We start from the raw sequence: 22,571 nt of genomic DNA, 5'->3' as shown, positions 1-22,571 counted from the left end.
TCCCTTAATACAAGCTTTACACTCCGAGAGTAAAGTAGGGAATGTAAATAATGAACTGATAGGGGGAGCTTTAATGAAAGGCAAGAAATTGTTAAAAATGATAAATGTACTAAGTGCTGCGGCTTTGGGAACTTTGTTATCTGTGTCTCCAGCTGTTCATGCCCAAGTAGAGGGCGGAAAAAAGGCAGAAACCACTACCACTCCGATTAAGCATGTTGTCGTTATTTTTGGTGAAAATGTTTCCTTTGACCATTACTTTGGTACATATCCGTATGCGCTAAACATAAAGGGGGAACCTCAGTTCAAGGCTAAAGCTAATACGCCGGAAGTAAACAATTTATTAACACCAAAGGATTATAATGGGACGCAGCCGGATATTTCAAAAACAAACCTTATTACCAATAATCCAAACGCAGCTAACCCTGTCCGCTTAGATCGTTCGCAGGCGATGACGGCTGATATGGATCACACTTATCATGATGAAATCGCTTCTACTGATGGCGGAAAAATGGATAAAGCTGTCGAGACAACCGGAAAAGGGGATAACCCGGATATCGTTATGGATTATTATGATGGCAACACGGTCACAGCCCTCTGGAATTATGCGCAAAACTTTGCGATGAGTGATAATTCTTTTGGAACAGTTTATGGACCTTCGACACCTGGTGCTTTAAACTTGATTTCCGGTGAGACTCATGGTGCTACTTTATATGATAATAGTGGTAAGCCAGTAACCAATGATATATTAAATGAGTTTGAAAATGGTACGATTACCGGAGACCCCAATCCACACTTGGATAAGGCTTCAACCGGCGTAACCGCTCAAATGGACGATACTAATAAAAACGTGGGCGATTTGCTGAATGCAAAAGGAATTACGTGGGGATGGTTCCAAGGCGGCTTTGCGGATCCAACGGCAAAGCATACGAATATCGGCGGTGCTGCTGTGACCGATTATAGCCCGCACCACCAGCCTTTCGAATATTATAAGTCTACCGCAAACCCTAATCATTTGGCGCCAAGTTCTCCTAGCATGATCGGAAAGACGGACCAAGCCAATCACCAATATGATATGAAGGATTTCTGGACGGCAGTGGACCACGGCAATATGCCAAGTGTCAGCTATTTGAAGGCCCCGATGTATCAGGATGGACATGCAGGCTATTCTGATCCATTAGATGAGCAGCAATTTATCGTCAATACGATTAACCATCTTGAAAAAACACCTGAATGGAAGGATACCGCGGTAATCATTTCTTATGATGATTCCGATGGCTGGTATGATCATGCCTATGCGCCAGGCAACGGTGAATCCGTTGAGTCCGGTAAAGCTGGTTACGGCCCTAGACTACCGCTTTTAGTGGTATCACCATATGCGAAGAAGAATTTTGTTGATCATACTTTAACGGATCAAAGCTCTATTCTTAAATTCGTTGAGGATAACTGGAATTTAGGCCGCATCGGCGGCGATTCGTTGGATGTCAAAGCAGGTAGCTTGAACGGCCTGTTCGATTTTAAAAAGGGACCGCAACAGAAAAAGCTTTTCCTTGATGAAAAAACAGGTGAGCCTGTAAAAGGGCAAAGATAAGGCCGAAAAGACTGGAGAATGAAAATTCCCCAGTCTTTTTTATTAGGTCTGTTTTTCCGTCAAGTACGTTTTTACGATAGGCGGTTCATAATTTAGGAATTGGTCAAGCAGGCTTTTTGGATCATCGTCCACAATTGCCATCGACCTGAACTTTTCATCCAGGAATTGTTCGTTCGTCATATGATTAAATAAGGAAACCATCGGATCGTAATAATGGTTGATGTTTAAAAATCCACAAGGCTTGTGGTGGAGACCTAACTGGGCCCATGTGAAAATTTCAAAGAATTCTTCCAGTGTTCCGGGACCTCCCGGCAAGGCGATAAAACCGTCGGCAAGCTCAGCCATTTTCGCTTTTCTCTCGTGCATCGAGTCCACAACAATCAACTCTGACAAGCCTTTGTGGGATATTTCTTTCCGTTCCAAAAAGCCAGGGATCACCCCGATAGCTTGACCGCCCTCATCTAAAACGGAATCGGCAACGGCACCCATAATCCCCACACTCGACCCGCCATAAACAAGGGCAATATTGCGTTTTGCTAATTCTTTACCAAACTTTTTCGCCTCTTCTTTATAGATGTCAGAGGCACCAATTCGCGATCCACAAAAAACAGCAACATTTTTCAATGCCTATCCCCTCCTATAAATTAGCACTTTCATTATACAGAACATTCAGCATTTTGTTAAACTTAATATCGATACCCTGGGTTTTGTCCTTACATTAAATATTTATGATAAGAAGAGAAATCTTTACCAGCTAATTGAAAAAAATCGTATAATTTATTACAAATGATATTGACAAGTATTGCAGTGCTGAAGGAATTAATTTGAAAGATAATATTTGAAAAAAGATAGAATGGGGGGATGTTAACGTGAAGACATCTGGGATGAACCATCAACAAATCTGCACGCATTTAGGGGATCAGTATGATCGCTTTCATGGCGCTGTTGTGCCGCCTATTTATCAAAACTCACTATTTGTCTATGAAAATTTTGATAGCTTTGTAGAGGCCATGCAAGATGAGCAGCACAACTATCTTTATTGGAGAGGAACAAATCCAACGGTGGAAATTGCTGAGCAGAAAATAGCCGCACTTGAGAAAGGGGAAAAGTGTAAACTGTTTGGCTCAGGTATGGCTGCTATCTCGTCCGCTATCCTCACGTTTGTAAAATCCGACGATCATATTGTAAGCGTAGGAAATATTTATGGTCCGGCAACCAAGTTCTTTCAGTATATCGAGAAGTTTGGTATCAGCCATACCAATGTCCAATCAGCAGATGTGGAGGAAGTGGAAAAGGCTATAACACCGGCAACTAAAATGCTCTATCTGGAGAGCCCGACTACGATGACCTTTAAACTAATTGATCTTGCTAAAATGGTCAAGCTTGCCAAACACTATAATCTCCGTACGATTATTGATAATACTTGGGCAACGCCGATTTTTCAAAACCCGTTGGAGCTTGGAATTGATATCGTTGTTCATTCTGCTTCCAAGTATTTAGGCGGCCATAGCGATATTGTTGGCGGTGCTTTAATTACCAGTGCTGATATCATGAATCGCCTTTTCTATGATGAATATCAATTATTCGGAGGTGTCATGCCTCCATATGAAGCATGGCTTCTAACAAGGGGACTGCGCACGCTGCCGCTTCGCATGAAGGCACATCAAGAAAGTGCACTTCAGGTTGCGGAATTTTTGGAGCAGCATTCTACGGTCAAACAAGTCAATTATCCCGGACTGCCAAGCCATCCGGATTATGAGTTGGGGCAAAAACAACTGAAAGGCTGCTCCGGATTATTCAGCTTTGAACTGAAACAGGGTACATATGAATCCGTAAGAGCCGTTTTAAACGGATTAAAGCAATTTCAAATTGGCGTTTCATGGGGCGGCTTTGAAAGTCTTGCACTATCACCGAATTATGGCTATAACACCGAATCCCTAATCGCCTCCCAAATCAGCCCAGGCCTCATCCGCATCTCCGTAGGCCTGGAAGATTGCAGCGACCTCATTTGTGATTTGGAACAAGCTCTGTCGAGGGTCTAGTCGGGGGTCAGTCCCCCGGCGGTTTAACGCGGTACAGTAATGGGGGTCTGACCCCAAAAAGGGGGAAATATGAAATTATTTCATTATCATTTTTGGACACCGCATCTCGAGGAAATGGAAGACTTTTATACTGAAAGCGGCTTTGCTGTTAAGCTTCGCTTGGGTAAAAGGGATGGCAAGTTCACTTCTTTTAATCCGCCGTTAACATGGGGGGATTTTCGGCCAAACCCGCCGTTATTTCGCATTATTGAAATGGTGTCAGGCAGTGTGAATGTAACGTTTGGGTACGGTAAGGCCACAAAATTTGATCACCTGGGCTTCCTCGTTTCACAAGAGGAGTATGACTTGATTTGTCAAAATGCCAAAGGGCAGTCGCTAACTGTAGAAGAAGGAGAGCGCCGAACCTTTGTTTACACCCCTTTTGGTTTTAAAATTGAGCTGCAGCTTAGGGAAGACGCCGTTGCGTCTATCCATGGTGAAGAGATACAGAGAATGGTGCTCATTATCGCAGACCCAAGAATTCCTCAGCTTTTTCAAGATCTGTTATGCGATGTGCCAATTCAGTTAGAATTTGTGCAGGGTGAGGCGACTAGAGTAGGGCTTATCGAGTTGAGCTCTCCACGCAATGTTGAAAAGGCCGATCCTTGCGGGGTTCTTCTCAAATAAACTGATGAGTTCCTACAAAAAGTGGGAGCTCTTTTCCTTAATCTTGTAATGCAAGCCACTCGCTAAGGTATGGAACAAACGATAACTTCTTTGGCTTTCCATCCAGCATCGCAATAAATTCAAGCTTATTTCCATCAGGGTCTTCGAAATAAACCGAAGCAGCAGGAATCCATGCCTGGACGATGGGTTCAATATTTTCTTTCCCCTGTGATCCAATCACGTTTATATTTAACTCTTCCAACCTTTTTTTGGCTGTTAGTAATTCATCCAATTCAACTTGGAAAGCAAAATGCCGTTTTTGAATCGGCTGTTCTTTTGGGCAGGGCCAAAGTCCAATCGTTTGATTTTTTGATTCATTTACCCACATAAAGGCGGCTCTCTGATTCCTATATCCAAAAAATTAGACCCAAGCTTTTATAGAAATCGACTGAGCGCTCCACTTCATGAACCTGCAGATGTGTTTCATATAATTCCATTCCTCTCTCCTCCTCTTCTTATACTCTAATTTTATAAAAATAGAAAAAGAAAATACCATTCAGAGGATGGAATCTATCTCGGACTTTAGTATGATGAGGTCGTCTGTTGGGGACTGACCCCCACTGCGTTAAAGTGCTATCACAGCGGGGGTCAGACCCCTCAAATAAACTTCCTATGTTAATTGAATTATCTTATACTGTAGGTATCTTGTTTGTAAAGGATTGCAAAGACAGATAATAAATTAGGTGTTTTTTGTATATTCATACTAAAAGGACAACATGAGGGATGATTTATGAGAATTTTGATTGCTGATGACAATGCAGCATCTCGAAAAATATTGAAGCATTTCATTAAATATGTGCCGATTTATGAAATTGTCGGCGAGGCTGTAAATGGTGAGGATTTAATTAACAAGGTCATGATGGAAAAACCGGACATTGCTTTAGTGGATATTCAAATGCCATTATTGAACGGCATGGAGGCAGTAAAGTCTTGTAAAAAAATTGTTCCTTCTTTACAGGTAATCTTTATTACCGGCCATGATGAATATGCTTTAGAGGCCTTTGGTGTGCATGCAATCGATTACATTATCAAACCAATTGAGCGGGACAGGCTATATGCGGCATTGGAGCGCGCGTCTGCCTTCAAAAATCGCCCTGTTACGATTCAAGACCCGCCAATTAAAAAGGATTTAATGATTAAGCAGCACAATCAATATTCCTTTGTTCCATTAGATGAAATTATTTTTATCGAAAAAGCAGACCGCAAGTCTGTTATTCATACAATGAACCAAAAAATCGAGTTTAATGAGGCTTTAACTAATCTTGAAGAAATCCTTGATTCACGATTTGTTGCTTCTCACCGATCTTATATTATTAATTTGCAGTATTTATCAAAAATTGAAGTGTCAGGCCAAACGTATTTAGCACATTTTAAAAATTACAAGGGGACAGCGAAAGTCTCCAAACATAAATTAGTGGAATTACAAAAAAATAAATCATTGTGAGACTCAGTTAATCTGGGTCTCATTTTTTATTTTCTAAAAAATCATGAAAATTTTGTCCAAATGGATGATAGATATGCCTAAAGGGTAAAAATATCGGTTTCAATGCACGAAAGGCTTGTCTGAAGCTCGTTAGACAACAATTTTGTAAACGATTACAATCCGATTATAGAAAGATGAAAGGAAAAGAACAAAGATGGTTGGGATTGTAGACGTAGCAAAAATAGCAAAGGTTTCAACAGCCACCGTCTCCAGAGTACTTTCAAACAACATTAACGTTTCAGTTAAAACACGTGACAAGGTATTGGAGGCAGTTAACAGGCTCGAATATAAGCCAAACCGTCTGGCAAGTAATCTTAGGAAATTGTCTTCAAATACCGTTATGGTGGTGGTACCTGATATCACAAATCCTTTTTTCTCTAGTATTCTCCAAGGATTTAAAGATGTTGCTTTAGAAAACGGCTACCATGTTTTATTGGGAGACACAGGTAATAGTCTTGAACAAGAGAGAGAGTATATCAATCTTGTAAAAGAGCGCGTTGTAGATGGTCTGATTCTTGCCACAGCCAGACTCCCAAAAGAGGAGATTTTGGCGGCAAGTCAGGAAATCCCTGTTGTTCTTGCTTGTGAGTACATTGATGGCTTCGATATACCAACGGTTTCAATTGATAATGTCAGTGCAGCCCGTGAAGCAGTTGAATACTTGATCCATAATGGCCACAGAAGAATTGGGCTGATTACCGGACCATTTTCAGTAATCCTAAGCAAGGATCGTGTGAAAGGCTATTATCAGGCAATGAATTTAAATGAAATCCCAATCGAGGGAGTGTTGATTCAAGAAGGCGATTTCACGGTTACTTCTGGATATGAAACCATGTTGAAGCTACTGGCGTTGGAGGAAACACCGACAGCGGTATTTGCAACAAATGATGAAATGGCTGTTGGGGCAATGAAAGCGATTAAACAAAAGGGGCTGGATGTTCCGAGGGACATATCCGTTATCGGTTTTGATAATATTCCACTGTGTGAGCTTATCGAACCAGAACTGACAAGCATCTCACAACCGAGATATGACATGGGGTATCAGGCAATGCAAATGTTGTTAAAGATCATTAAAAAAGAAGATTTGACTCGAAACCAAATTGTATTACCTCATCGTTTGATGATTAGAAAAACATGCTGTACCCATTACCCTTAATTAAATAAGAAGTTTAATAGTTATATTGGAAAATAGAACAATTGTAAGGAGGTGGTTCCAGAGATTCAAACGTTTTTTGAAGTGTGATTCCTTTTTAAAACGAGCACATATTTTAAAATTCAATGTAATCGATTACAAAAAGGAATATATGAAGGTCTGGAGTCATTACGTTTAGCAAAAAAACTATTAATGGAGGAAATTACTCGATGAAAAAAAAATCTAAAGTTTTAGCCACATGCCTTACCGCTGCGATGTTAAGTACTGTTGCATTAACTGGTTGTGCTTCACAAAATTCTCAATCTGCTTCTAGTTCATCTAGCAGCAATTCTTCAAATGGCAAACAAATTACAATTGGATTTTCGTTTGGAATGAATTTAGTTAAGCACTGGAATCTTGAAGTAAAAGGTGCTGAAATGGCTGCCAAAGATAACGGGGCAAAACTTGTTTGGAAAAGCGCTGACTTAAACCAACAAACTCAAGTTGCTGATATCGAAAATATGACACAGTCTGGGGTAAAGGCTTTAATAGTAGCACCTGTCGATTCACAGGGAATCGTCCCAACTGTAAATGAAGTAAAAGGAAAAAATATACCTGTATTAACGAGCGATATCGGCGTAAGTGGAACTGACGTTAAATCCCATGTATCCTCTGATAACGTTAAGATCGGAGAAATGGCTGCAGATGAATTGGCAGCATTAATGGGCAAGAAAGGTGATGTTGGAGTTATTACATGGACAACTGTCTCTGCTACCCAAGACAGGGAAAAAGGCTTTTTAAATGAACTCAAAAAATATCCGAATATCCACGTCGTTGCTTCACAAGACTGTGGCGGCGACAGAAATCAAGCCCTTTCAGTAACTGAAAATATGATCCAAAAGAATCCTCATCTTAATGGTATTTTTGGCGTCAATGCATCTGCTGCTATGGGAGCTTATGGTGCTACTACAGCTGCAAATATGAAACTTCCAATTATGGGTGTTGACTCCGATGACGATTTACTAAAAGCAATAAAATCAGGTGGAAACGTAAAAGCGACTATCGCTCAAAACCCTTACGAAATGGGCTATACAGTAGTAAAAACAGCACTTGCTGCACTTAAGGGCGAAAAGGTAGAACCAAAAATCGCCATTCCTGCAGAGTTGGTAACAAAGGATAACGTTGACAAGATCCTTGATCGTGATAATGCATTTTTAGCTAAAAAATAATTGCTTAGAAAACCATAATATAAGGCTGTCCCAAAAGAGAGGGTTCAAACCCCTTATGAGACAGCCTCATATTAACCGGTGTTTGAAAGGAGGCAGGGCCACTTGAGTGAAGAAGTTTTACGAATGAAAAATATATCGAAAAGCTTTTCTAGTGTGAAAATCTTGGAAAAAGTGGATTTTGACCTAAAAAAAGGTGAGGTACATGTATTAATTGGTGAAAATGGTGCTGGTAAGTCCACTTTAATGAAAATATTGACGGGTGTTTATCCAAAGGATGAAGGTGAAATCTTCCTGGAAAACAAGGACAGCGGGAAGCTTGAATCCATTGAAATTTCAAATCCTAATGCTGCCATACATCTTGGGATCAATATGGTCTTTCAGGAAACGAACTTACTGGAAGAAATGACGGTGGCTGAAAATATCTTTATTGGATATGAACCAACGAAAAATGGGTTCCTTGATAAAAAGACTATGTATAGTCAAACAATAGAATTGCTTAAAAGGGTTCATTTAAACATTTCACCAAATTCATTAGTAAGTAATTTAACTGCTGCACAAAGGCAATCAGTAGAAATTGCCAAAAGCCTTTCGCATAACGGAAGGATTCTCATTCTTGATGAACCTACATCAAGTTTAAGTGAAAGGGAAGTTCGTACCCTATTTGAAATTATTGCCGAATTAAAAGCGCAAGGAGTTAGTATTGTTTATATTTCTCACCGGATGGAGGAACTATTTGAAATCGGTGATCGCATTACGGTTTTACGTGATGGAACCTTCGTGGGCACTCTTAATGTAAGGGAAACAAATGAAGAAGAAATCGTCAGTATGATGATCGGAAGAAAACTGGAGGATACCCAAAATAGTTCTAATCGAGGAAAGAGAATCGATTACTCAAAAATAGCCTTTGAATGTAAAAATGTCACGATTGGAAATTTTAAAGACACAGTCGATTTAAAAGTCCATAGTGGTGAAATTGTTGGATTATACGGGCTTGTTGGTTCCGGACGGTCTGAACTGGCACAAATTTTTTACGGAATTGATTCGATTCGGAAGGGCACTGTGGAAAAGGCAGGCAGAAAGCTTTCCATCCGTAATCCGGAACAAGCCATCAAGAATGGAATTGCTTTATTATCTGAAGATCGAAAAAAATATGGCTTTATTGGAGGAAAAAGTATACGAGATAATATTGTCTTAATGAAATTAAGAGAATTGTCTTTCTTCCGCCCTTCTTTAAAAGAAGAGACTAATATTGCCTTAAAATATATGAACGATTTAAAAGTTGCCGCATCCAGTGAACACCAAGCGATCTCAAGTCTGAGTGGAGGAAATCAGCAAAAGGTTGTTTTCTCCAAAATCTTAGCTATGAATCCGGATATCCTCATCCTTGATGAGCCAACCCGTGGAGTCGATGTTGGAGCAAAAGCTGAAATTTACGACATTATCAATGATCTGGCTGAATCCGGGAAAGCCATACTAATGATTTCTTCTGATTTGCCCGAAATATTGAGAGTCAGTGACAGAGTGGTTGTTATGCATGATGGAAGTATCAAAATGAATGAAGTAAATGATAATCTTAGTCAAGAAAAAATTCTACAGGCAGCATTAAGCTAATTATATAAGGTGGTGGTTTCAAAATGGCTCAACAAGCTTTTGCGAATAATAAAAATGAGACAATCGAAATTAACAGTGAACAAGCTAAATTAACAAAAAAGAATAAGAGAAAAGAAATATTACGACAGTTTTCACTTCTTTCTATTCTTATATTACTAATCGTATTGTTCTCAGTCACAACGGAAAGCTTTTTTTCAATGATGAACTTTACAAATATATTAAGGCAAGTAGCAGTTACAACTATAGCATCAATTGGTGCATTTATGATTATCTTGTTAGGGGACATTGACTTATCGGTGGGGTCGTTATATGCACTGATTGGTGTCTTGGCAGCCTTTGTCTGGCAAGGAACCGGAAGTCCCATTTTAACACTAGTAACAGCACTGGCAGCAGGAGCGGTTATTGGATTCGGAAATGGATTTATTACCGCAAAAGGGAAAATCCCGGCTTTCGTCACAACGCTTGCAACCATGGGAATAGCCAGAGGGATTGCCTATATCGTAACAAATGGAACGCCAATTGGTATTGTAGATCCGGGATTTACGGTGTTTGGAACAGGTTATGTTGGCGGCATTATCCCAGTCCCAGTAGTCATCATGATTGTCGTCTTCATTTTGGGATATATCATCATTAATAATACAAGATTTGGAAGATACGTCTTTGCAGTTGGCGGAAATGCCCAAGCCAGTCACTGGTCTGGACTTAATACAAATAAAATTCGAATTATCGTGTTTACCATTGCAGGATTATTGTATGGCTTAAGCTCTATTATTCTTGCAGGACGATTAGGTGGTGCCTTGCCAACAGCCGGGCAAGGGGCAGAAATGGATGCTATTACGGCAGTTATTCTTGGCGGTACCAGTTTATCTGGCGGTAAAGGTAAAATCGGCGGCGTACTCATTGGTTGTTTAATCATTGGTGTTTTAAACAATGGTCTGGATTTAATCGGCCTTTCCTCCTATTGGCAGCAAGTTATTAAAGGAGCCATTATTATTGCCGCAGTCCTTTATGATACAAAATCAAAAAATAAAAATTAATTTTGCTAGATTCACTTTCAAATAAAAAAATCATAAAAAGAAGGGTTGAAAGCTATGAAGTACTCTTACAACACACTTGTTTACGCAGGAGAGGATATTGAAACAAGCATTGCCCGACTTGCGAAATTTGGTTATGACGGTGGTGAGTTCGTCGGAGAACCTGAGAAAATGGATGCGAACCGGATTAAGGAATTACTAGATAAATATAATATTGAGGCCTCCACCATTTGTGCGATTTACAATGCTGAAAGAGACTTGGTTTCCAGCAATGAAAATATTAGAAAAAATGCAGTTGAATATATTAAAAGCTGCGTAGATTTTGCTAGCACAATTGGTGCAAAGGGTATATCTCTGACCCCTACTGCTTGTATGAAAATCTACGGAGAAGCTGATCGGGAAACTGAGCTGAATTGGGCTGTGGAAGGAATAAGAGAAGCTGGAATTTATGCGGGTGAACATGGCGTTCGATTGACAATTGAAGCATGGAATCGCTACGAAAACTATCTTATAAATCGTTTAGAGCAATCACTAGAGTTGGTTAATCGTGTTAATCTGCCAAACGTAGGAGTTATGGGTGATACGTATCATATGAATATTGAAGAGGTAGATATTGCAGACACAATCAGAATGATTGGAGATAAATTATATCACCTTCACATCGCTGATAGTAATAGGGCAGCACCAGGCAGAGGACATATCGATTTTACACCGATTGCTCAGGCATTAAGGGATATTAACTATAACGGGTATTTAACCATGGAGCTATTGCCTCCGTTTGCAGATCCATTTAATGGCAGTAAATGTGAAGAGTTTTATGATCAATATACCGAAGAGTCTATTACTTTCCTAAAAAACTTATTTGAGGAGATAAAATAAGATGAAAACGACAATGAAAGCTGCTGTGTTGTATGGTAAAGAAGACTTACGGATGGAAGAAATTCCAGTTCCTGAACTTGGGGATACAGATGTATTGATAAAAGTAAAATATACCTCAATCTGTGGTACGGACCCGCATATTTATGAACGCCGTTTTCCATCACCACTTCCATTAATCATGGGTCATGAATTTTCCGGTGAAGTGGCAAAGGTGGGTTCCAATGTAAGCTTTGTACAACCTGGTGATCGGGTTACAGCAGACATCAATATTGCCTGCGGTACATGCTATTATTGCCGCCATGGGCAAAAATTGCATTGCGAAAAGATTACTCAATTAGGGGTGCATGTAAACGGGGCTTTTGCAGAATATGTTAAAGTTCCTGAGAGTAATATTCATAAGATGCCTGAATCTATGACATGGCTCGAGGGAGCTTATATTGAGCCGCTCGCATGTGCGATCAGCGGTCAGGATAAAGCGAATGTTCAATATGGTGAAAACGTTGTTATCATCGGCGGGGGTCCTATGGGTATCGCCCATGCATTACTTGCAAAACTGAAAGGCGCAAGCAAAGTAATCCTTACTGAACTAAATCCTGTCAGAATTGAACTGGCTAAAAATATCGGTGTGGATTATGTCATCAATGCAGGTGAAGAGGATCCTATCGAAGCGGTTAAAGGATTGACAGACGGACGTGGCGCTGACGTTGTCATTGAAGCTGTTGGTTCTGCCTATACTTACGCGCAAACTTTTAAATTTGTAAGAAAAGGCGGAAAAATCCTTGTTTATGGAGCTGCGCCTGCAAATGTAACAATCCCTGTAAGTCCATTTGAAATCTATAGCAAGGAATTAACAATTGTTTCCTCCTATGCAGGAACTTATGACACATTCTCTAAAGCTATTGATTTAATTGCAAGCAAACGTTTCAATCCGGCTCCAATCATCACAACTCAATTTGATTTTGCTGATGTGAAACAAGGAATTGAAAATGCAGAGCATAATAAGGATATCCTGAAAACGGTTGTGAAAATTTCAGATTAAGTATGTTAGTGGTCAGAGTTCCTTGCGGGATGAGCAGGAACTCTGATTTTTACATTATCCAAGAGGTGAATTCGAATGTATAAATACAGTGTGACACAATGGATCTTTGGCAATGAGCCACTTAAAACAAGTTTAGATAGATTAAAGAAACATGGATATTATGGTGTTGAATTGGCAGGCGAACCAACAAAAATAGATGTTAAGTCTACAAAAAAATTGATAGATGAATATGGACTAGTCACTTCATCCCTATGTGGGATCTTCCCGGAAGAAAGAAACCTTTCGTCTGATTCTGCTGCTATAAGGCAAAATGCAGTTGATTATGTAAAAGCGAACATTGATTTATGTGCAGAACTTGGTACTGATGTTCTAATCGTTGTTCCATCGTCAGTGGGGAAACTTGCTCCAGATACAAGCTATGAACAAGCCTGGAATTATGCTCTGGAAAGTGTGAACAGCGTGGCAGACTATGCCGCCAAAAATAACGTTTATTTGGCGATTGAAGCCTTAAACCGCTATGAAACGTATCTTGTCAATAATCTAACGTTAGCAAAGAAATTTGTCGAGTTAATCAATAAGCCTTCAGTAGGAGTTATGGCTGACCTCTTCCATATGAATATTGAAGAACGTAATAGTGTTGAATCGATCCTTATGATAAAAGACTATTTAAAGCATGTCCATTTTGCAGACAACACCAGAGAAGGGGTCGGGGTTGGTACGATTGACTTTAAACAAGTTCTTAAAACCCTTTCTGACATTGGATATGAAAAATTTATCGCGATGGAATTCCTGCCGCGTGTTTCTAATCCATATGTTCAGTCTGGTGCTACAGGACAAAGTGATCTATATGATGAATTTACCAAGATTTCAATTGAAAACTCAAAAGCTTATGAAAAAGAGTTATTAATCCTTTAAAGACAAATGAAAGGAGAATTAGATGATCATCATTCATGCCTATTTCAAAGTTGATCCCAAAAAACGTGATGAGTTTCTTGAACAGGCCCAACGTGTAACGGTCTCCACCCAAGCAGAAGAAGGAAATATAAGCTACACTTTCTACGAAAACCCAGAAAAAAAAGGTGAGTTTGTATTACTAGAGAAGTATAGGGACCAAACTGCGGTTCAGCAGCATGAGGAAACAACAGCATTTAAGGTTTTTGTCAGTCAATTATCAAACTATTTAGTTGAACCATTGATTGTTGAATTATTTGAAGCGCAAAAAATAGAGAAATAGCTAGGTAAAACAGCAACCAGAGAAACGAATAGTTCAACAGATGTAACCGATTACAATTCTGAAGGAGACAGAGCCATGAATAAAATAAAAGTAGGAATCATCGGAACCGGTTTTATCGGCCCAGCACATATTGAAGCGATTCGAAGACTTGGATTTGTAGAAGTCTTGGCATTGGCGGAAACAAGTCAGGAATCCGCAGAACAAAAAGCGGCACAGCTTGAAATTCCAAAAGCATATGGTGATTACCGTGAAATGCTGAAAGACAGCGAAATCCAGGTTGTGCACAATTGCACACCGAATCACCTTCACTTTGCGATTAATAAAGAGATTATTTTGGCAGGAAAGCATGTCATTTCTGAAAAGCCATTGGCCATGAACAGTGAAGAATCAGCAGAATTATTGGCATTAGCTGAACAACATGGGATCGTCCATGGGGTGAATTTCAATTATAGACAGCATGCAAGTGTCCAAAACTTACAGGCAAAAATTGCAAACGGAGACCTTGGAAAAGTAAATTTGGTCCACGGAAGTTACCTGCAGGATTGGTTGTTATATGAGACAGACTTTAACTGGCGCCTTGCTCCGGAAGTTGGCGGCAAATCCCGTGCCGTTGCCGATATTGGGTCGCATTGGTGTGACACGGTCCAATTTGTAACCGGAAAGCGGATTGTAGAAGTTTTTGCTGATTTAGCAACAGTTATCCCAGTAAGAAAGAAAGCAAAAAATAATATTGCTACCTTTACTACACAAAATTTAGAAGATCAAGAATACGAAGATGTTCCGATCAATACAGAAGATTACGCATCTGTTCTTGTCCGTTTTGAGGATGGATCTAGAGGAGTTTTTACGGTATCACAAGTAAGTGCTGGCCGGAAAAATAGATTAAGCTTTGAACTTAACGGAAGTGAAAACTCTGTTTTCTGGAATCAAGAGGAACCGGAAAAATTATGGATCGGCCACAGAGATCGTGCAAATGAAATTTTGTTGGCTGACCCTTCCTTGTTTACTCCAGAAGCAAGGTCTGCGATTCATCACCCGGGCGGACACAATGAAGGATGGCCGGATGCTTTGAAAAACATGATGTTGAACTTTTACTCATTTGTCCGTGATGGCAAGAGCTTAAAAACCGACAAGGTTAATTTTGCGACATTCGAGGACGGACATGTGTCCATGTGTATTACAGACGCTATTTTAGAAAGCCATCAGCAGCAAAAATGGGTGAAGGTTCAGACGGTCAGGGAGGCGCTAGTATGAAACTAGGAGTTTTTACCCCTTTATATCAAAATCTTTCATTAGAGGAAATGCTCGATAAATTAGCTATTATGGGTGTTGAGGCGGTTGAATTAGGGACAGGGAATTATCCCGGCAACCATCACTGTAATCCGGATGAATTGCTAGCCTCTCCTGAGAAAGCAAGATCCTTCATGCATGCAATTGAAAGCAGAGGTATGATCATTAGCGGGTTAAGTTGTCATGGCAATCCGCTGCACCCAGATAAAAAATTTGCGAATGATTCCCATAAGGTCTGGAAAAAAACCGTTTTGTTAGCAGAACGTTTGGGAATACCGGTTGTGAATGGTTTTTCCGGCTGTCCAGGGGATTATGAAGGGGCAAAAAATCCAAACTGGGTAACCTGTTCCTGGCCGCCTGAATATTTAGAGGTACTGAACTGGCAATGGAACGATGTCGTAATTCCGTACTGGAAAGAAGAAGCCCAATTTGCCAAATTACATGGCGTAAATGTTGCCTTTGAAATGCATCCGGGTTTTGTCGTGTATAACCCTGAAACCTTGCTGAAATTAAGAGAGCATGCTGGAGAAAACATTGGTGCCAATTTTGATCCAAGTCACCTAATTTGGCAAGGCATTGAACCGGTTGAGGCGATTAAAAAACTGGGCCGCGAAAATGCGATTTTCCATTTCCATGCGAAAGATACCTATTTAGACCGTGCCAATATTAGTGTAAATGGAGTATTGGATACAAAACATTACAGTAATATCTTAGATCGTTCCTGGACGTTTAGATCCGTCGGTTACGGTTCTGATGAAAAATTCTGGAAGGACATTGTTAGTACCTTACGGGCTGTCGGCTACGATTATGTCATTTCCATTGAACATGAGGATATGCTTGCCTCAACAGATGAGGGTCTAAAGAAAGCGATTTCCCTTTTAAAAGGAGCCCTGTTCAAAGAGCAACTAACAGAGATGTGGTGGGCGTAAGCCAATGCGTGAAAAAGGCTGGGTTTCCAGCCTTTTTTCGTTTCACTGCAATAAATATTAAGTTTGTAAGTATTTTCTGATGGCATACGGTGCTTCTTGACGATAAGCCATTTTCCAAGCCTTTAAGACATTTTCTCTTGTTACACATATTGCAGGTACAACATAGTATGAAGCTACTTCCTTGCCAAGTAATGAATATCCCGCAATAATGGCTTGAGCGACTCCGTTTTCATAAGGCAGCTGAGCACCTAGACCCTTTACATTTCCTCCGGAAGCAATTTCAATTGCAACGTTCGTTCCCAAATCAACGGTCGTAATAACTAAATCTTTTTTTCCAGCTTTGTGTGCTGCGGCTAGTACCCCTTCTGCAGGTACATCCCAAATGGCAAAAATACCATCTAAATCAGGGGCTCTTGCTAATAATCCTGAAGCAGTTTTTTCAGCATCGTTAGGAGTGCTAATTCCAGCATGTTCAATGATACTAATATTTGGATATTTTTCTTTAATCGTAGTTTCGAATGCCTCTACACGCTGATTGTTTACAAAGAAATCCAAATCATGGAAAATTACTCCGATTTTTCCTTCTCCATTGAGTGCTTTTCCCATAATGTCGCCGGCGAATACACCATTTTGATAGTTATCTGATGTAACGACGCTTACATAATCTTTACCCACTTCTAATCCTTCAGGCATGCTATCCATAAAGATCAGTTTGATTCCAGCTTTTGCAGCTTTTTTAAAAACGGGAGCTGTTGCAACTCGATCAACCGGCAAACTTACGATAACATCCGGTTTTTTCGCGATAATTGTTTCGATATCTGAAATTTGTTTTTCAGGCTTAAATTTTGCATCTGTAACAGCCATAACTTCTATACCCATTCTTTTGAAAGTATCTTTTAAACCATTGATAATCGCTGTTGAAAAATCATTTTCTGTATAGTGCATCGCGATAGCAGCCTGATAATTCTTTTCCTTCAGCTTTTTCAAGTCTTTCAATGATAGCTGGAGTGTTTTGGCCGAAACGGCCACTTCACCGTATGGTCCTGTACTTAGAATTTTTTGTTCGGGAATGTTTTGATTGATTGTGCTTCTTAAAGTCTCGTTTACGGTTGCCAAAAACTCTTTTACATTAAAGGGTTTTGTTACATAATTATCAAACCCCATGTCTAATGCGGTTTGAATATCTTGCGGCATCGCATTGGCACTTACAGCTATAACAGAAATATCCTTCGTTTGTTTGCTTGATTTTAACAATTCCAACACTTCATAGCCATGGATATCCGGGAGGTTTAAATCTAAAAGTATTAAATCTACTTTATCATTTGCGGCCTTTTCTAATCCTTCTTTTCCGGTCCGGGCTGGTAAGAGTGTGTAGGAGGGCTGTACTTTCATGAGGCTGTGAACTAAGTGCAAGTTGGACTCGTTATCTTCAATATAAAGCAAACGGTAGTGATCGGCCTTACCTTCATTTACTTCAGCTGGGATAACATCTTCCCCCCATCGCATGGCAGCTTTTAAATCATTGGGCAGGGGGAGACTAAAGTAAAAATCACTGCCTATTCCTTTTTGGCTCGTTACACTAATTTCCCCGCCCATTTGAAGCACAAGCTGTTTTACTAAAGACAATCCAATGCCGGTGCCTTCTTCTTGTGTTCCTTCTATTCGATAAAATGGAACAAACACTTTTTGATATTCCTCATTGGAAACTCCAAACCCTGTATCCACGACATGTATAATCTGTTCGTTTCCTTTCAAATGAGAGAAGATAATCACTTTGCCGCCTTCCCGGTTATATTTAATCGCATTATCAAGAAGGTTAAGAAGGATTTGCTTAAGACGAATAGGATCAGCAAGAACTATGGTATTTTCCCGTTGATCAAATTGTTTATGAATGGTAATTTTCCTCAAATTCGCCCTTGGCTGAATGATTCTGATACATTCATTGATAATGACTAGAAAATCAACTTCTTCAATCAACATTTTTAATTGGCCAGTCTCGATTCTGGATAAATCTAAAATATCATTAATCAGGCTTAATAAAAGTCGTCCACCGTTTAAAATTTCCTGGACGAAATCCTGCTGCTCATCATTTAACGTTTCTTCTAATTCTAATAGCTGTGCAAAACCAAGGATACCATTCAATGGTGTACGGAGTTCATGACTCATCTTCGATAGAAAGTCTGACTTGGCCATATTCGCTTTTTCGGCTTCTTCCTTGGCTTGCAAAAGGTTATTTTCCGTGTTTTTCCATAATGTAATATCAGAAATTGTAACAAGGGCAGCCTGTCCTTCATCTATTTTAAGAGGAGTTGAATTGATGGAAAGCCATTTAATGCCACTTTCACAGTAGTTGACCCCTAAGATAAAATTTTGGAATGAAGCACCCTGCTCGAGTGTGATGACTCCAGGCAGTTCAGAATAGGGTAAATGTGACATGTCTTCTCTTACAAATTCTAATTGCATCAAGCTGGATTCATTTAATAAATCCGATTTAATGCCCAGTATTTTTTCAACATTTTCATTCAGTGCAACGATTCTACCCGATTTTTCATGAATAATGACACATTCGGACATAGTCCGAAGAACTTCCTTTGCTAAATTATCGTTGTCGGTGACTTCCATAATTTCCACCTAGCCCTTGGATTGTCATGAGTTCTTGAAAGCATAGCTTCAACTACATGTTACTATTATTTCAGTTTGTTTCAAAATCGGGGAAAGGAGGGGTCAAGGAAGGGGGTCAGTCCCCCACTGCGTTAAAGTGATATAACAGTGGGGGACAGGCCCCACACAAAAGCACCTCTTTCCCAATTTGGAATGAGGTGCTTTATTGTGTTATGCGCAGTGATTAGCTGTTTTGTTTTCTTTTGCTGCTGTAGTTTTGCGAATGAATGGTACCACCCAACGGTCTAGACCGATGCAGCCTGCATTGTAGCCGGCGACAATGATAATCACACCTAGTAAAATATCTAATGGGTTCGTAGATACAGTTCCGGCCATTACATAAGAGAAGTTCATCACTAGTCCGAAGAACACGGCAGCGGTGGTTAAGCAGCCAAGAATTAATCCCAAACCAACGAGAAATTCACCTAATGGAACGATTGTGTTAAAGATATGTGCGTTTGGTAAAGCGAAGTGTTGTAGGAATCCTACATAGGTATTGTAAACGATGCTGCCATCTGGACCTTTCACTGGATTGGCAACGGCACCTTTCAGGAAGCCGGTCGCATCAAAACCACCTGATAATTTGTGAAAGCCGGCCATTAAGAATTCATAGCCAAGATATAATCGTATGACCGTAAGTATGGCTGCAGCAGCTTTGTTTTCTCTTAAAAATTTGTTAAACATATAAAAGACTCCTTTATGAAAAAGTATTATTAATAACTTAATTACATTGTAATTATAATCCTTTTATCTTGAAACAAGTGTAATTTGTTCATCATTTCACATATCTGTCAATAAGGTTTGAACATTTTATTACGGACTATAACATTATTCGTAATTTTTGAAAAATTATTATTTTTTAACGCAATGTTATAACAAAATAACGTGTTTTGCAGAAGATAATGAGGTTTTAAAAGTATTGATATGACCGACATTTTCTTCCTTGATATATTAATATTATTTGTTATTTTTTCAAATATTTTTACTTTAAGTTTTCATATTCTCATGAAAAAAACTCTATGGTACGATCAAGAAGGTTACTTGTCATGCTGCTAACAAAGTTCCATACATATTGGGTCAAGTCATCATTATGATTACCTGAATCAAAATAAAAATAATCATTTCGAGGTGTATGATGAGTGCAATAGAGAATGATCAACGTGAAAATATGAAGCTTTTAATGGAAATTTTTAATCTCAAAATAAAATTAGGAGAATTATACCTTCAAACGGGACCATCCAGTTCAACCTATATATCGCTGAAAATAAAGCTGGATATGCTTATTGAAGAATACATGGAAGAAAAGCTGCTAACTTTGGGGTCATACTCATCTTTAGTAGAACCTGACCCGGTGCCGGTTACAAGCTGATCTTTTATATAAAATGAAAAAACTGCACAGTCTATTCACTGTGCAGTTTTTTTTAGTAATAATGTACGATCAAGATTCGATTAGATTTGTGACAGAAACACTTTGTTTGCTAGTAGGCTGGTCGAGCGGATGGATAGTTGCTGTACAGTTTTGTTGATCGACGTGCTCGATATAAATCGGTGTTCCGTTATACGTAACATTCGCCATAGAAGTTGAATTTGCTATTTCTTGTGCTCGTTTTGCGTCCATTGTCAAGTCTCCTTTTTGTTTTTAACAATTACAGTATTTGCTGAGAACTCCTATATATACATTTTTTAAAAGAAAGAGGAAAAATATCAGCGCACCCATTTTATGTTATTGCCATCGTTACCAATCAACATTGTCTTCCTACACACATACAATACTAAAAATGGTGAGGAGATGAAGATTCTTGTCAAATTGGTATGGAGGGAAAACTTTTCCGGCATACGCGTATGTAACACTGACAGGGACGGAGCCTATCAAGGTGAAACCCGGGGAAAGTATTAAATTTAATCAAAATGGGGCAATACGAAATATTAAGTTTAATGATCCCAGTGATACGATAACGATTCTGAAATCGGGCGATTATCAGATTGAATATACAATATTGCTCGGTGGTCCTGCCTCTACTTCGGTATATGGACTATTTTTAAATAATTCCTTAGTGGGCGGAGAGCTTACCAACTATGGTATTCAAAGACAGGTTGATGGCGCTAATCTAATGCTGGTTGGACAAGCGATTATCCATATTTCAAAGCGGTCAAAACTACGACTTACCAATATAGGTCCATCTACGGATACGCTATTACCTGTTCTGGGCGGAATAGGAATCAATGCGGCATCATTATCCATTGTAAAACTTAGCTAAATTTGTTTATAGGAAAATAAAGCAGGCCGATCTCTATTTTTATAGATTAAAAGTGTATAAACTTTGTATTTTTGGTTCATACTAGTACTACAATTTTAATCGAAAGGGAGAAGCTGGTGGTGGAAAACTAATAGATTGTTTGTCCAAGTTGTCTTTAATATGTAGGATTTTGATTTTGCATATTAATTCGTTTAATTGCATATCAATTTTTGAAACCGTAAATAAATTGTTGTTATTGCTTGCTTGGATGGTTTTGTCAAAATTTGTTTTATGAATTCTTTTGAATATGCAAACGCTTTCAATTATAATTAACACAGGTGGATGGCATGTGTGGCCATCATGGTATACGGCGTAGGACGGGGCCGATACTCTCATTGAATACTAGGATCACTAGACATTGGACCGAAATGATTGACTACCATTTATCAGAAGAAGCCTTTTGTATAAAGAGACGGATGGATAAAAAAAGAAAGGGGAAAAAATCATGGAGAATGGAAAAATCTTGTTTGATAGTTTTGTTAAGGAAGACCGTTTTGAACTTAATTCCTATCTTACTTATTTATTTGAGCTAATCTATGACTATTTTCCAGAGCAAGATGATAGGTTGGCAAATTAGGGGCCTGACCCCCGGCAGAGTAATGCGTTAAAGCAATGGGGGACTGACCCCACACAAAAGCACCTCATTTCCATTTGGGAATGAGGTGCTTTTGTGTTATGCGTGATGAGGCGCTGTTTTGTTTCCTTTTGCAGTTGTAGTTTTTCGTAAGAATGGTACAACCCAGCGATCTAAGCCGATACGGCCTGCGTTATAGCCTGCAGCGATGATAATCACACCTAGTAAAATATCTTATGGGTTCGTAGATACGGTGCCGGCCATTACATAAGAGAAGTTCATCACTAGTCCGAAGAACACGGCAGCGGTGGTTAAGCATCCAAGAATTAATCCCAAACCAACGAGAAATTCACCCAATGGAACGATTGTGTTAAAGATATGTGCGTTTGGTAAGGCAAAGTGTTGTAGGAATCCTACATAGGTATTGTAAACGATGCTGCCATCTGGACCTTTCACTGGATTCGCTACGGCGCCTTTTAGGAAGCCGGTCGCATCAAATCCCCCTGATAATTTGTGGAAGCCGGCCATTAAGAATTCGTAGCCAAGATATAAACGTATGACCGTAAGAATGGCTGCCGCGGCTTTGTTTTCTCTTAAAAATTTGTTAAACATATAATAGACTCCTTTATGAAAAAGCATTATTAATAACTTGATTACACTGTTATTATAATCTTTTTATCTCGAATTGAATGTAAAATGTTCACTGTTTCACATATTCGTCAATAAGTTTTGAACATTTTATTACGTGGGGTCATTAAGTGGGGTCAGTCCCCCGCTCTGATACAACTTTAACGCAGTAACGGTGTGGGGGACTGACCCCTAAAGTAATTTATCGAAATAAGGA

The 22,571-nt window shown here is 39.4% G+C and carries 22 protein-coding genes and 1 pseudogene; 17 read left to right on the top strand and 6 right to left on the bottom strand.

Annotation, left to right across the window (positions count from 1 at the left end; genetic code table 11):
* Window positions 1-73: 73 nt before the first annotated feature.
* Window positions 74-1,588, top strand: a complete 1,515-nt coding sequence (locus ACZ5XR_RS24125; protein WP_464499011.1) for a phospholipase C — start codon at window positions 74-76, stop codon at window positions 1,586-1,588.
* A 42-nt stretch (window positions 1,589-1,630) separates the two neighbouring features.
* Here ACZ5XR_RS24125 and ACZ5XR_RS24120 read toward each other — a convergent pair whose 3' ends face one another.
* The gene (locus ACZ5XR_RS24120) at window positions 1,631-2,212 is read right to left on the bottom strand and encodes an LOG family protein (protein WP_464499010.1); all 582 of its coding nucleotides are present in this window, start codon (window positions 2,210-2,212) and stop codon (window positions 1,631-1,633) included.
* A 245-nt stretch (window positions 2,213-2,457) separates the two neighbouring features.
* Between ACZ5XR_RS24120 and ACZ5XR_RS24115 the strand changes: the two genes are divergently transcribed.
* Window positions 2,458-3,630 carry a trans-sulfuration enzyme family protein gene (locus ACZ5XR_RS24115; RefSeq protein WP_464499009.1) on the top strand — a complete coding sequence of 391 codons (1,173 nt, stop codon included), beginning with the start codon at window positions 2,458-2,460 and terminating at the stop codon, window positions 3,628-3,630.
* A gap of 69 nt (window positions 3,631-3,699) precedes the next feature.
* Window positions 3,700-4,296 carry a VOC family protein gene (locus ACZ5XR_RS24110; RefSeq protein WP_464499008.1) on the top strand — a complete coding sequence of 199 codons (597 nt, stop codon included), beginning with the start codon at window positions 3,700-3,702 and terminating at the stop codon, window positions 4,294-4,296.
* Window positions 4,297-4,333: 37 nt separating this feature from the next.
* On the opposite strand, the gene ACZ5XR_RS24105 is transcribed toward ACZ5XR_RS24110, so the two are convergent.
* Window positions 4,334-4,663, bottom strand: coding sequence for a VOC family protein (locus ACZ5XR_RS24105; RefSeq protein ID WP_464499007.1), 330 nt, complete (start codon window positions 4,661-4,663; stop codon window positions 4,334-4,336).
* Between the two features lie 402 nt (window positions 4,664-5,065).
* On the opposite strand from ACZ5XR_RS24105, the gene ACZ5XR_RS24100 reads away from it, so the two are divergent.
* The 11 genes from ACZ5XR_RS24100 to ACZ5XR_RS24050 all read left to right on the top strand — a co-directional run bounded on the left by ACZ5XR_RS24100 (window position 5,066) and on the right by ACZ5XR_RS24050 (window position 16,195).
* On the top strand, window positions 5,066-5,779 hold the full coding sequence (locus ACZ5XR_RS24100; protein WP_464499006.1) for a LytR/AlgR family response regulator transcription factor: 714 nt from the start codon (window positions 5,066-5,068) through the stop codon (window positions 5,777-5,779).
* Between the two features lie 193 nt (window positions 5,780-5,972).
* Entirely contained in the window at window positions 5,973-6,974 is a 1,002-nt protein-coding gene (locus tag ACZ5XR_RS24095) for a LacI family DNA-binding transcriptional regulator (protein WP_464499005.1), read from the top strand.
* Between the two features lie 206 nt (window positions 6,975-7,180).
* Window positions 7,181-8,179, top strand: a complete 999-nt coding sequence (locus tag ACZ5XR_RS24090) for a sugar ABC transporter substrate-binding protein (protein WP_464499004.1) — start codon at window positions 7,181-7,183, stop codon at window positions 8,177-8,179.
* A gap of 102 nt (window positions 8,180-8,281) precedes the next feature.
* Entirely contained in the window at window positions 8,282-9,790 is a 1,509-nt protein-coding gene (locus tag ACZ5XR_RS24085) for a sugar ABC transporter ATP-binding protein (protein WP_464499003.1), read from the top strand.
* A gap of 23 nt (window positions 9,791-9,813) precedes the next feature.
* The gene (locus tag ACZ5XR_RS24080) at window positions 9,814-10,827 is read left to right on the top strand and encodes an ABC transporter permease (protein WP_464499002.1); all 1,014 of its coding nucleotides are present in this window, start codon (window positions 9,814-9,816) and stop codon (window positions 10,825-10,827) included.
* A gap of 54 nt (window positions 10,828-10,881) precedes the next feature.
* Entirely contained in the window at window positions 10,882-11,703 is an 822-nt protein-coding gene (locus ACZ5XR_RS24075; protein ID WP_464499001.1) for a TIM barrel protein, read from the top strand.
* Window position 11,704: 1 nt separating this feature from the next.
* Window positions 11,705-12,742, top strand: coding sequence for a zinc-dependent alcohol dehydrogenase (locus ACZ5XR_RS24070; RefSeq protein WP_464499000.1), 1,038 nt, complete (start codon window positions 11,705-11,707; stop codon window positions 12,740-12,742).
* Window positions 12,743-12,817: 75 nt separating this feature from the next.
* Entirely contained in the window at window positions 12,818-13,657 is an 840-nt protein-coding gene (locus ACZ5XR_RS24065; protein WP_464498999.1) for a TIM barrel protein, read from the top strand.
* A 22-nt stretch (window positions 13,658-13,679) separates the two neighbouring features.
* Entirely contained in the window at window positions 13,680-13,976 is a 297-nt protein-coding gene (locus tag ACZ5XR_RS24060; protein WP_464498998.1) for a putative quinol monooxygenase, read from the top strand.
* A 75-nt stretch (window positions 13,977-14,051) separates the two neighbouring features.
* Window positions 14,052-15,230, top strand: a complete 1,179-nt coding sequence (locus tag ACZ5XR_RS24055; RefSeq protein WP_464498997.1) for a Gfo/Idh/MocA family protein — start codon at window positions 14,052-14,054, stop codon at window positions 15,228-15,230.
* Complete coding sequence (locus ACZ5XR_RS24050) at window positions 15,227-16,195, top strand: sugar phosphate isomerase/epimerase family protein (RefSeq protein ID WP_464498996.1); 969 nt, start codon at window positions 15,227-15,229, stop codon at window positions 16,193-16,195. Before ACZ5XR_RS24055 ends, ACZ5XR_RS24050 begins: the two co-directional genes overlap by 4 nt.
* Window positions 16,196-16,252: 57 nt before the next feature.
* Here the strand turns inward: ACZ5XR_RS24050 and ACZ5XR_RS24045 are convergent, their stop codons facing one another.
* On the bottom strand, window positions 16,253-18,817 hold the full coding sequence (locus ACZ5XR_RS24045) for a substrate-binding domain-containing protein (protein WP_464498995.1): 2,565 nt from the start codon (window positions 18,815-18,817) through the stop codon (window positions 16,253-16,255).
* Window positions 18,818-19,027: 210 nt separating this feature from the next.
* On the bottom strand, window positions 19,028-19,540 hold the full coding sequence (locus ACZ5XR_RS24040; RefSeq protein ID WP_464498994.1) for a DoxX family protein: 513 nt from the start codon (window positions 19,538-19,540) through the stop codon (window positions 19,028-19,030).
* A 448-nt stretch (window positions 19,541-19,988) separates the two neighbouring features.
* On the opposite strand from ACZ5XR_RS24040, the gene ACZ5XR_RS24035 reads away from it, so the two are divergent.
* A complete protein-coding gene (locus ACZ5XR_RS24035) occupies window positions 19,989-20,225 on the top strand; it encodes a hypothetical protein (RefSeq protein ID WP_464498993.1) in 237 nt (78 codons plus the stop codon).
* 69 nt (window positions 20,226-20,294) lie between these two features.
* Here ACZ5XR_RS24035 and ACZ5XR_RS24030 read toward each other — a convergent pair whose 3' ends face one another.
* Entirely contained in the window at window positions 20,295-20,474 is a 180-nt protein-coding gene (locus tag ACZ5XR_RS24030; RefSeq protein WP_464498992.1) for a small acid-soluble spore protein H, read from the bottom strand.
* Window positions 20,475-20,655: 181 nt separating this feature from the next.
* Here ACZ5XR_RS24030 and ACZ5XR_RS24025 point away from each other — a divergent pair, with 181 nt between their 5' ends.
* Entirely contained in the window at window positions 20,656-21,114 is a 459-nt protein-coding gene (locus ACZ5XR_RS24025; RefSeq protein ID WP_464498991.1) for a hypothetical protein, read from the top strand.
* 484 nt (window positions 21,115-21,598) lie between these two features.
* Window positions 21,599-21,730, top strand: a complete 132-nt coding sequence (locus ACZ5XR_RS24020; RefSeq protein WP_464498990.1) for a hypothetical protein — start codon at window positions 21,599-21,601, stop codon at window positions 21,728-21,730.
* 96 nt (window positions 21,731-21,826) lie between these two features.
* On the opposite strand, the pseudogene ACZ5XR_RS24015 reads toward ACZ5XR_RS24020, so the two are convergent.
* A pseudogene (locus ACZ5XR_RS24015) lies at window positions 21,827-22,339 on the bottom strand (DoxX family protein).
* Between the last annotated feature and the right edge of the window lie 232 nt (window positions 22,340-22,571).

It is taken from the genome of Neobacillus sp. Fa239 (assembly GCF_055395235.1).
The sequence above is the reverse complement of the archived record's forward strand: the minus strand, read 5'-3'. Positions and strand labels throughout refer to the sequence as shown.

Coding starts and splice junctions, on each gene's coding strand:
- ACZ5XR_RS24030 (WP_464498992.1), bottom strand. CDS start 20,474: ATGGACGCAAAACGAGCACAAGAAATAGCAAATTCAACTTCTATGGCG.
- ACZ5XR_RS24065 (WP_464498999.1), top strand. CDS start 12,818: ATGTATAAATACAGTGTGACACAATGGATCTTTGGCAATGAGCCACTT.
- ACZ5XR_RS24075 (WP_464499001.1), top strand. CDS start 10,882: ATGAAGTACTCTTACAACACACTTGTTTACGCAGGAGAGGATATTGAA.
- ACZ5XR_RS24100 (WP_464499006.1), top strand. CDS start 5,066: ATGAGAATTTTGATTGCTGATGACAATGCAGCATCTCGAAAAATATTG.
- ACZ5XR_RS24110 (WP_464499008.1), top strand. CDS start 3,700: ATGAAATTATTTCATTATCATTTTTGGACACCGCATCTCGAGGAAATG.
- ACZ5XR_RS24125 (WP_464499011.1), top strand. CDS start 74: ATGAAAGGCAAGAAATTGTTAAAAATGATAAATGTACTAAGTGCTGCG.
- ACZ5XR_RS24040 (WP_464498994.1), bottom strand. CDS start 19,540: ATGTTTAACAAATTTTTAAGAGAAAACAAAGCTGCTGCAGCCATACTT.
- ACZ5XR_RS24105 (WP_464499007.1), bottom strand. CDS start 4,663: ATGTGGGTAAATGAATCAAAAAATCAAACGATTGGACTTTGGCCCTGC.
- ACZ5XR_RS24060 (WP_464498998.1), top strand. CDS start 13,680: ATGATCATCATTCATGCCTATTTCAAAGTTGATCCCAAAAAACGTGAT.
- ACZ5XR_RS24020 (WP_464498990.1), top strand. CDS start 21,599: ATGGAGAATGGAAAAATCTTGTTTGATAGTTTTGTTAAGGAAGACCGT.
- ACZ5XR_RS24080 (WP_464499002.1), top strand. CDS start 9,814: ATGGCTCAACAAGCTTTTGCGAATAATAAAAATGAGACAATCGAAATT.
- ACZ5XR_RS24045 (WP_464498995.1), bottom strand. CDS start 18,817: ATGGAAGTCACCGACAACGATAATTTAGCAAAGGAAGTTCTTCGGACT.
- ACZ5XR_RS24090 (WP_464499004.1), top strand. CDS start 7,181: ATGAAAAAAAAATCTAAAGTTTTAGCCACATGCCTTACCGCTGCGATG.
- ACZ5XR_RS24035 (WP_464498993.1), top strand. CDS start 19,989: ATGATGAGTGCAATAGAGAATGATCAACGTGAAAATATGAAGCTTTTA.
- ACZ5XR_RS24095 (WP_464499005.1), top strand. CDS start 5,973: ATGGTTGGGATTGTAGACGTAGCAAAAATAGCAAAGGTTTCAACAGCC.
- ACZ5XR_RS24050 (WP_464498996.1), top strand. CDS start 15,227: ATGAAACTAGGAGTTTTTACCCCTTTATATCAAAATCTTTCATTAGAG.
- ACZ5XR_RS24055 (WP_464498997.1), top strand. CDS start 14,052: ATGAATAAAATAAAAGTAGGAATCATCGGAACCGGTTTTATCGGCCCA.
- ACZ5XR_RS24070 (WP_464499000.1), top strand. CDS start 11,705: ATGAAAACGACAATGAAAGCTGCTGTGTTGTATGGTAAAGAAGACTTA.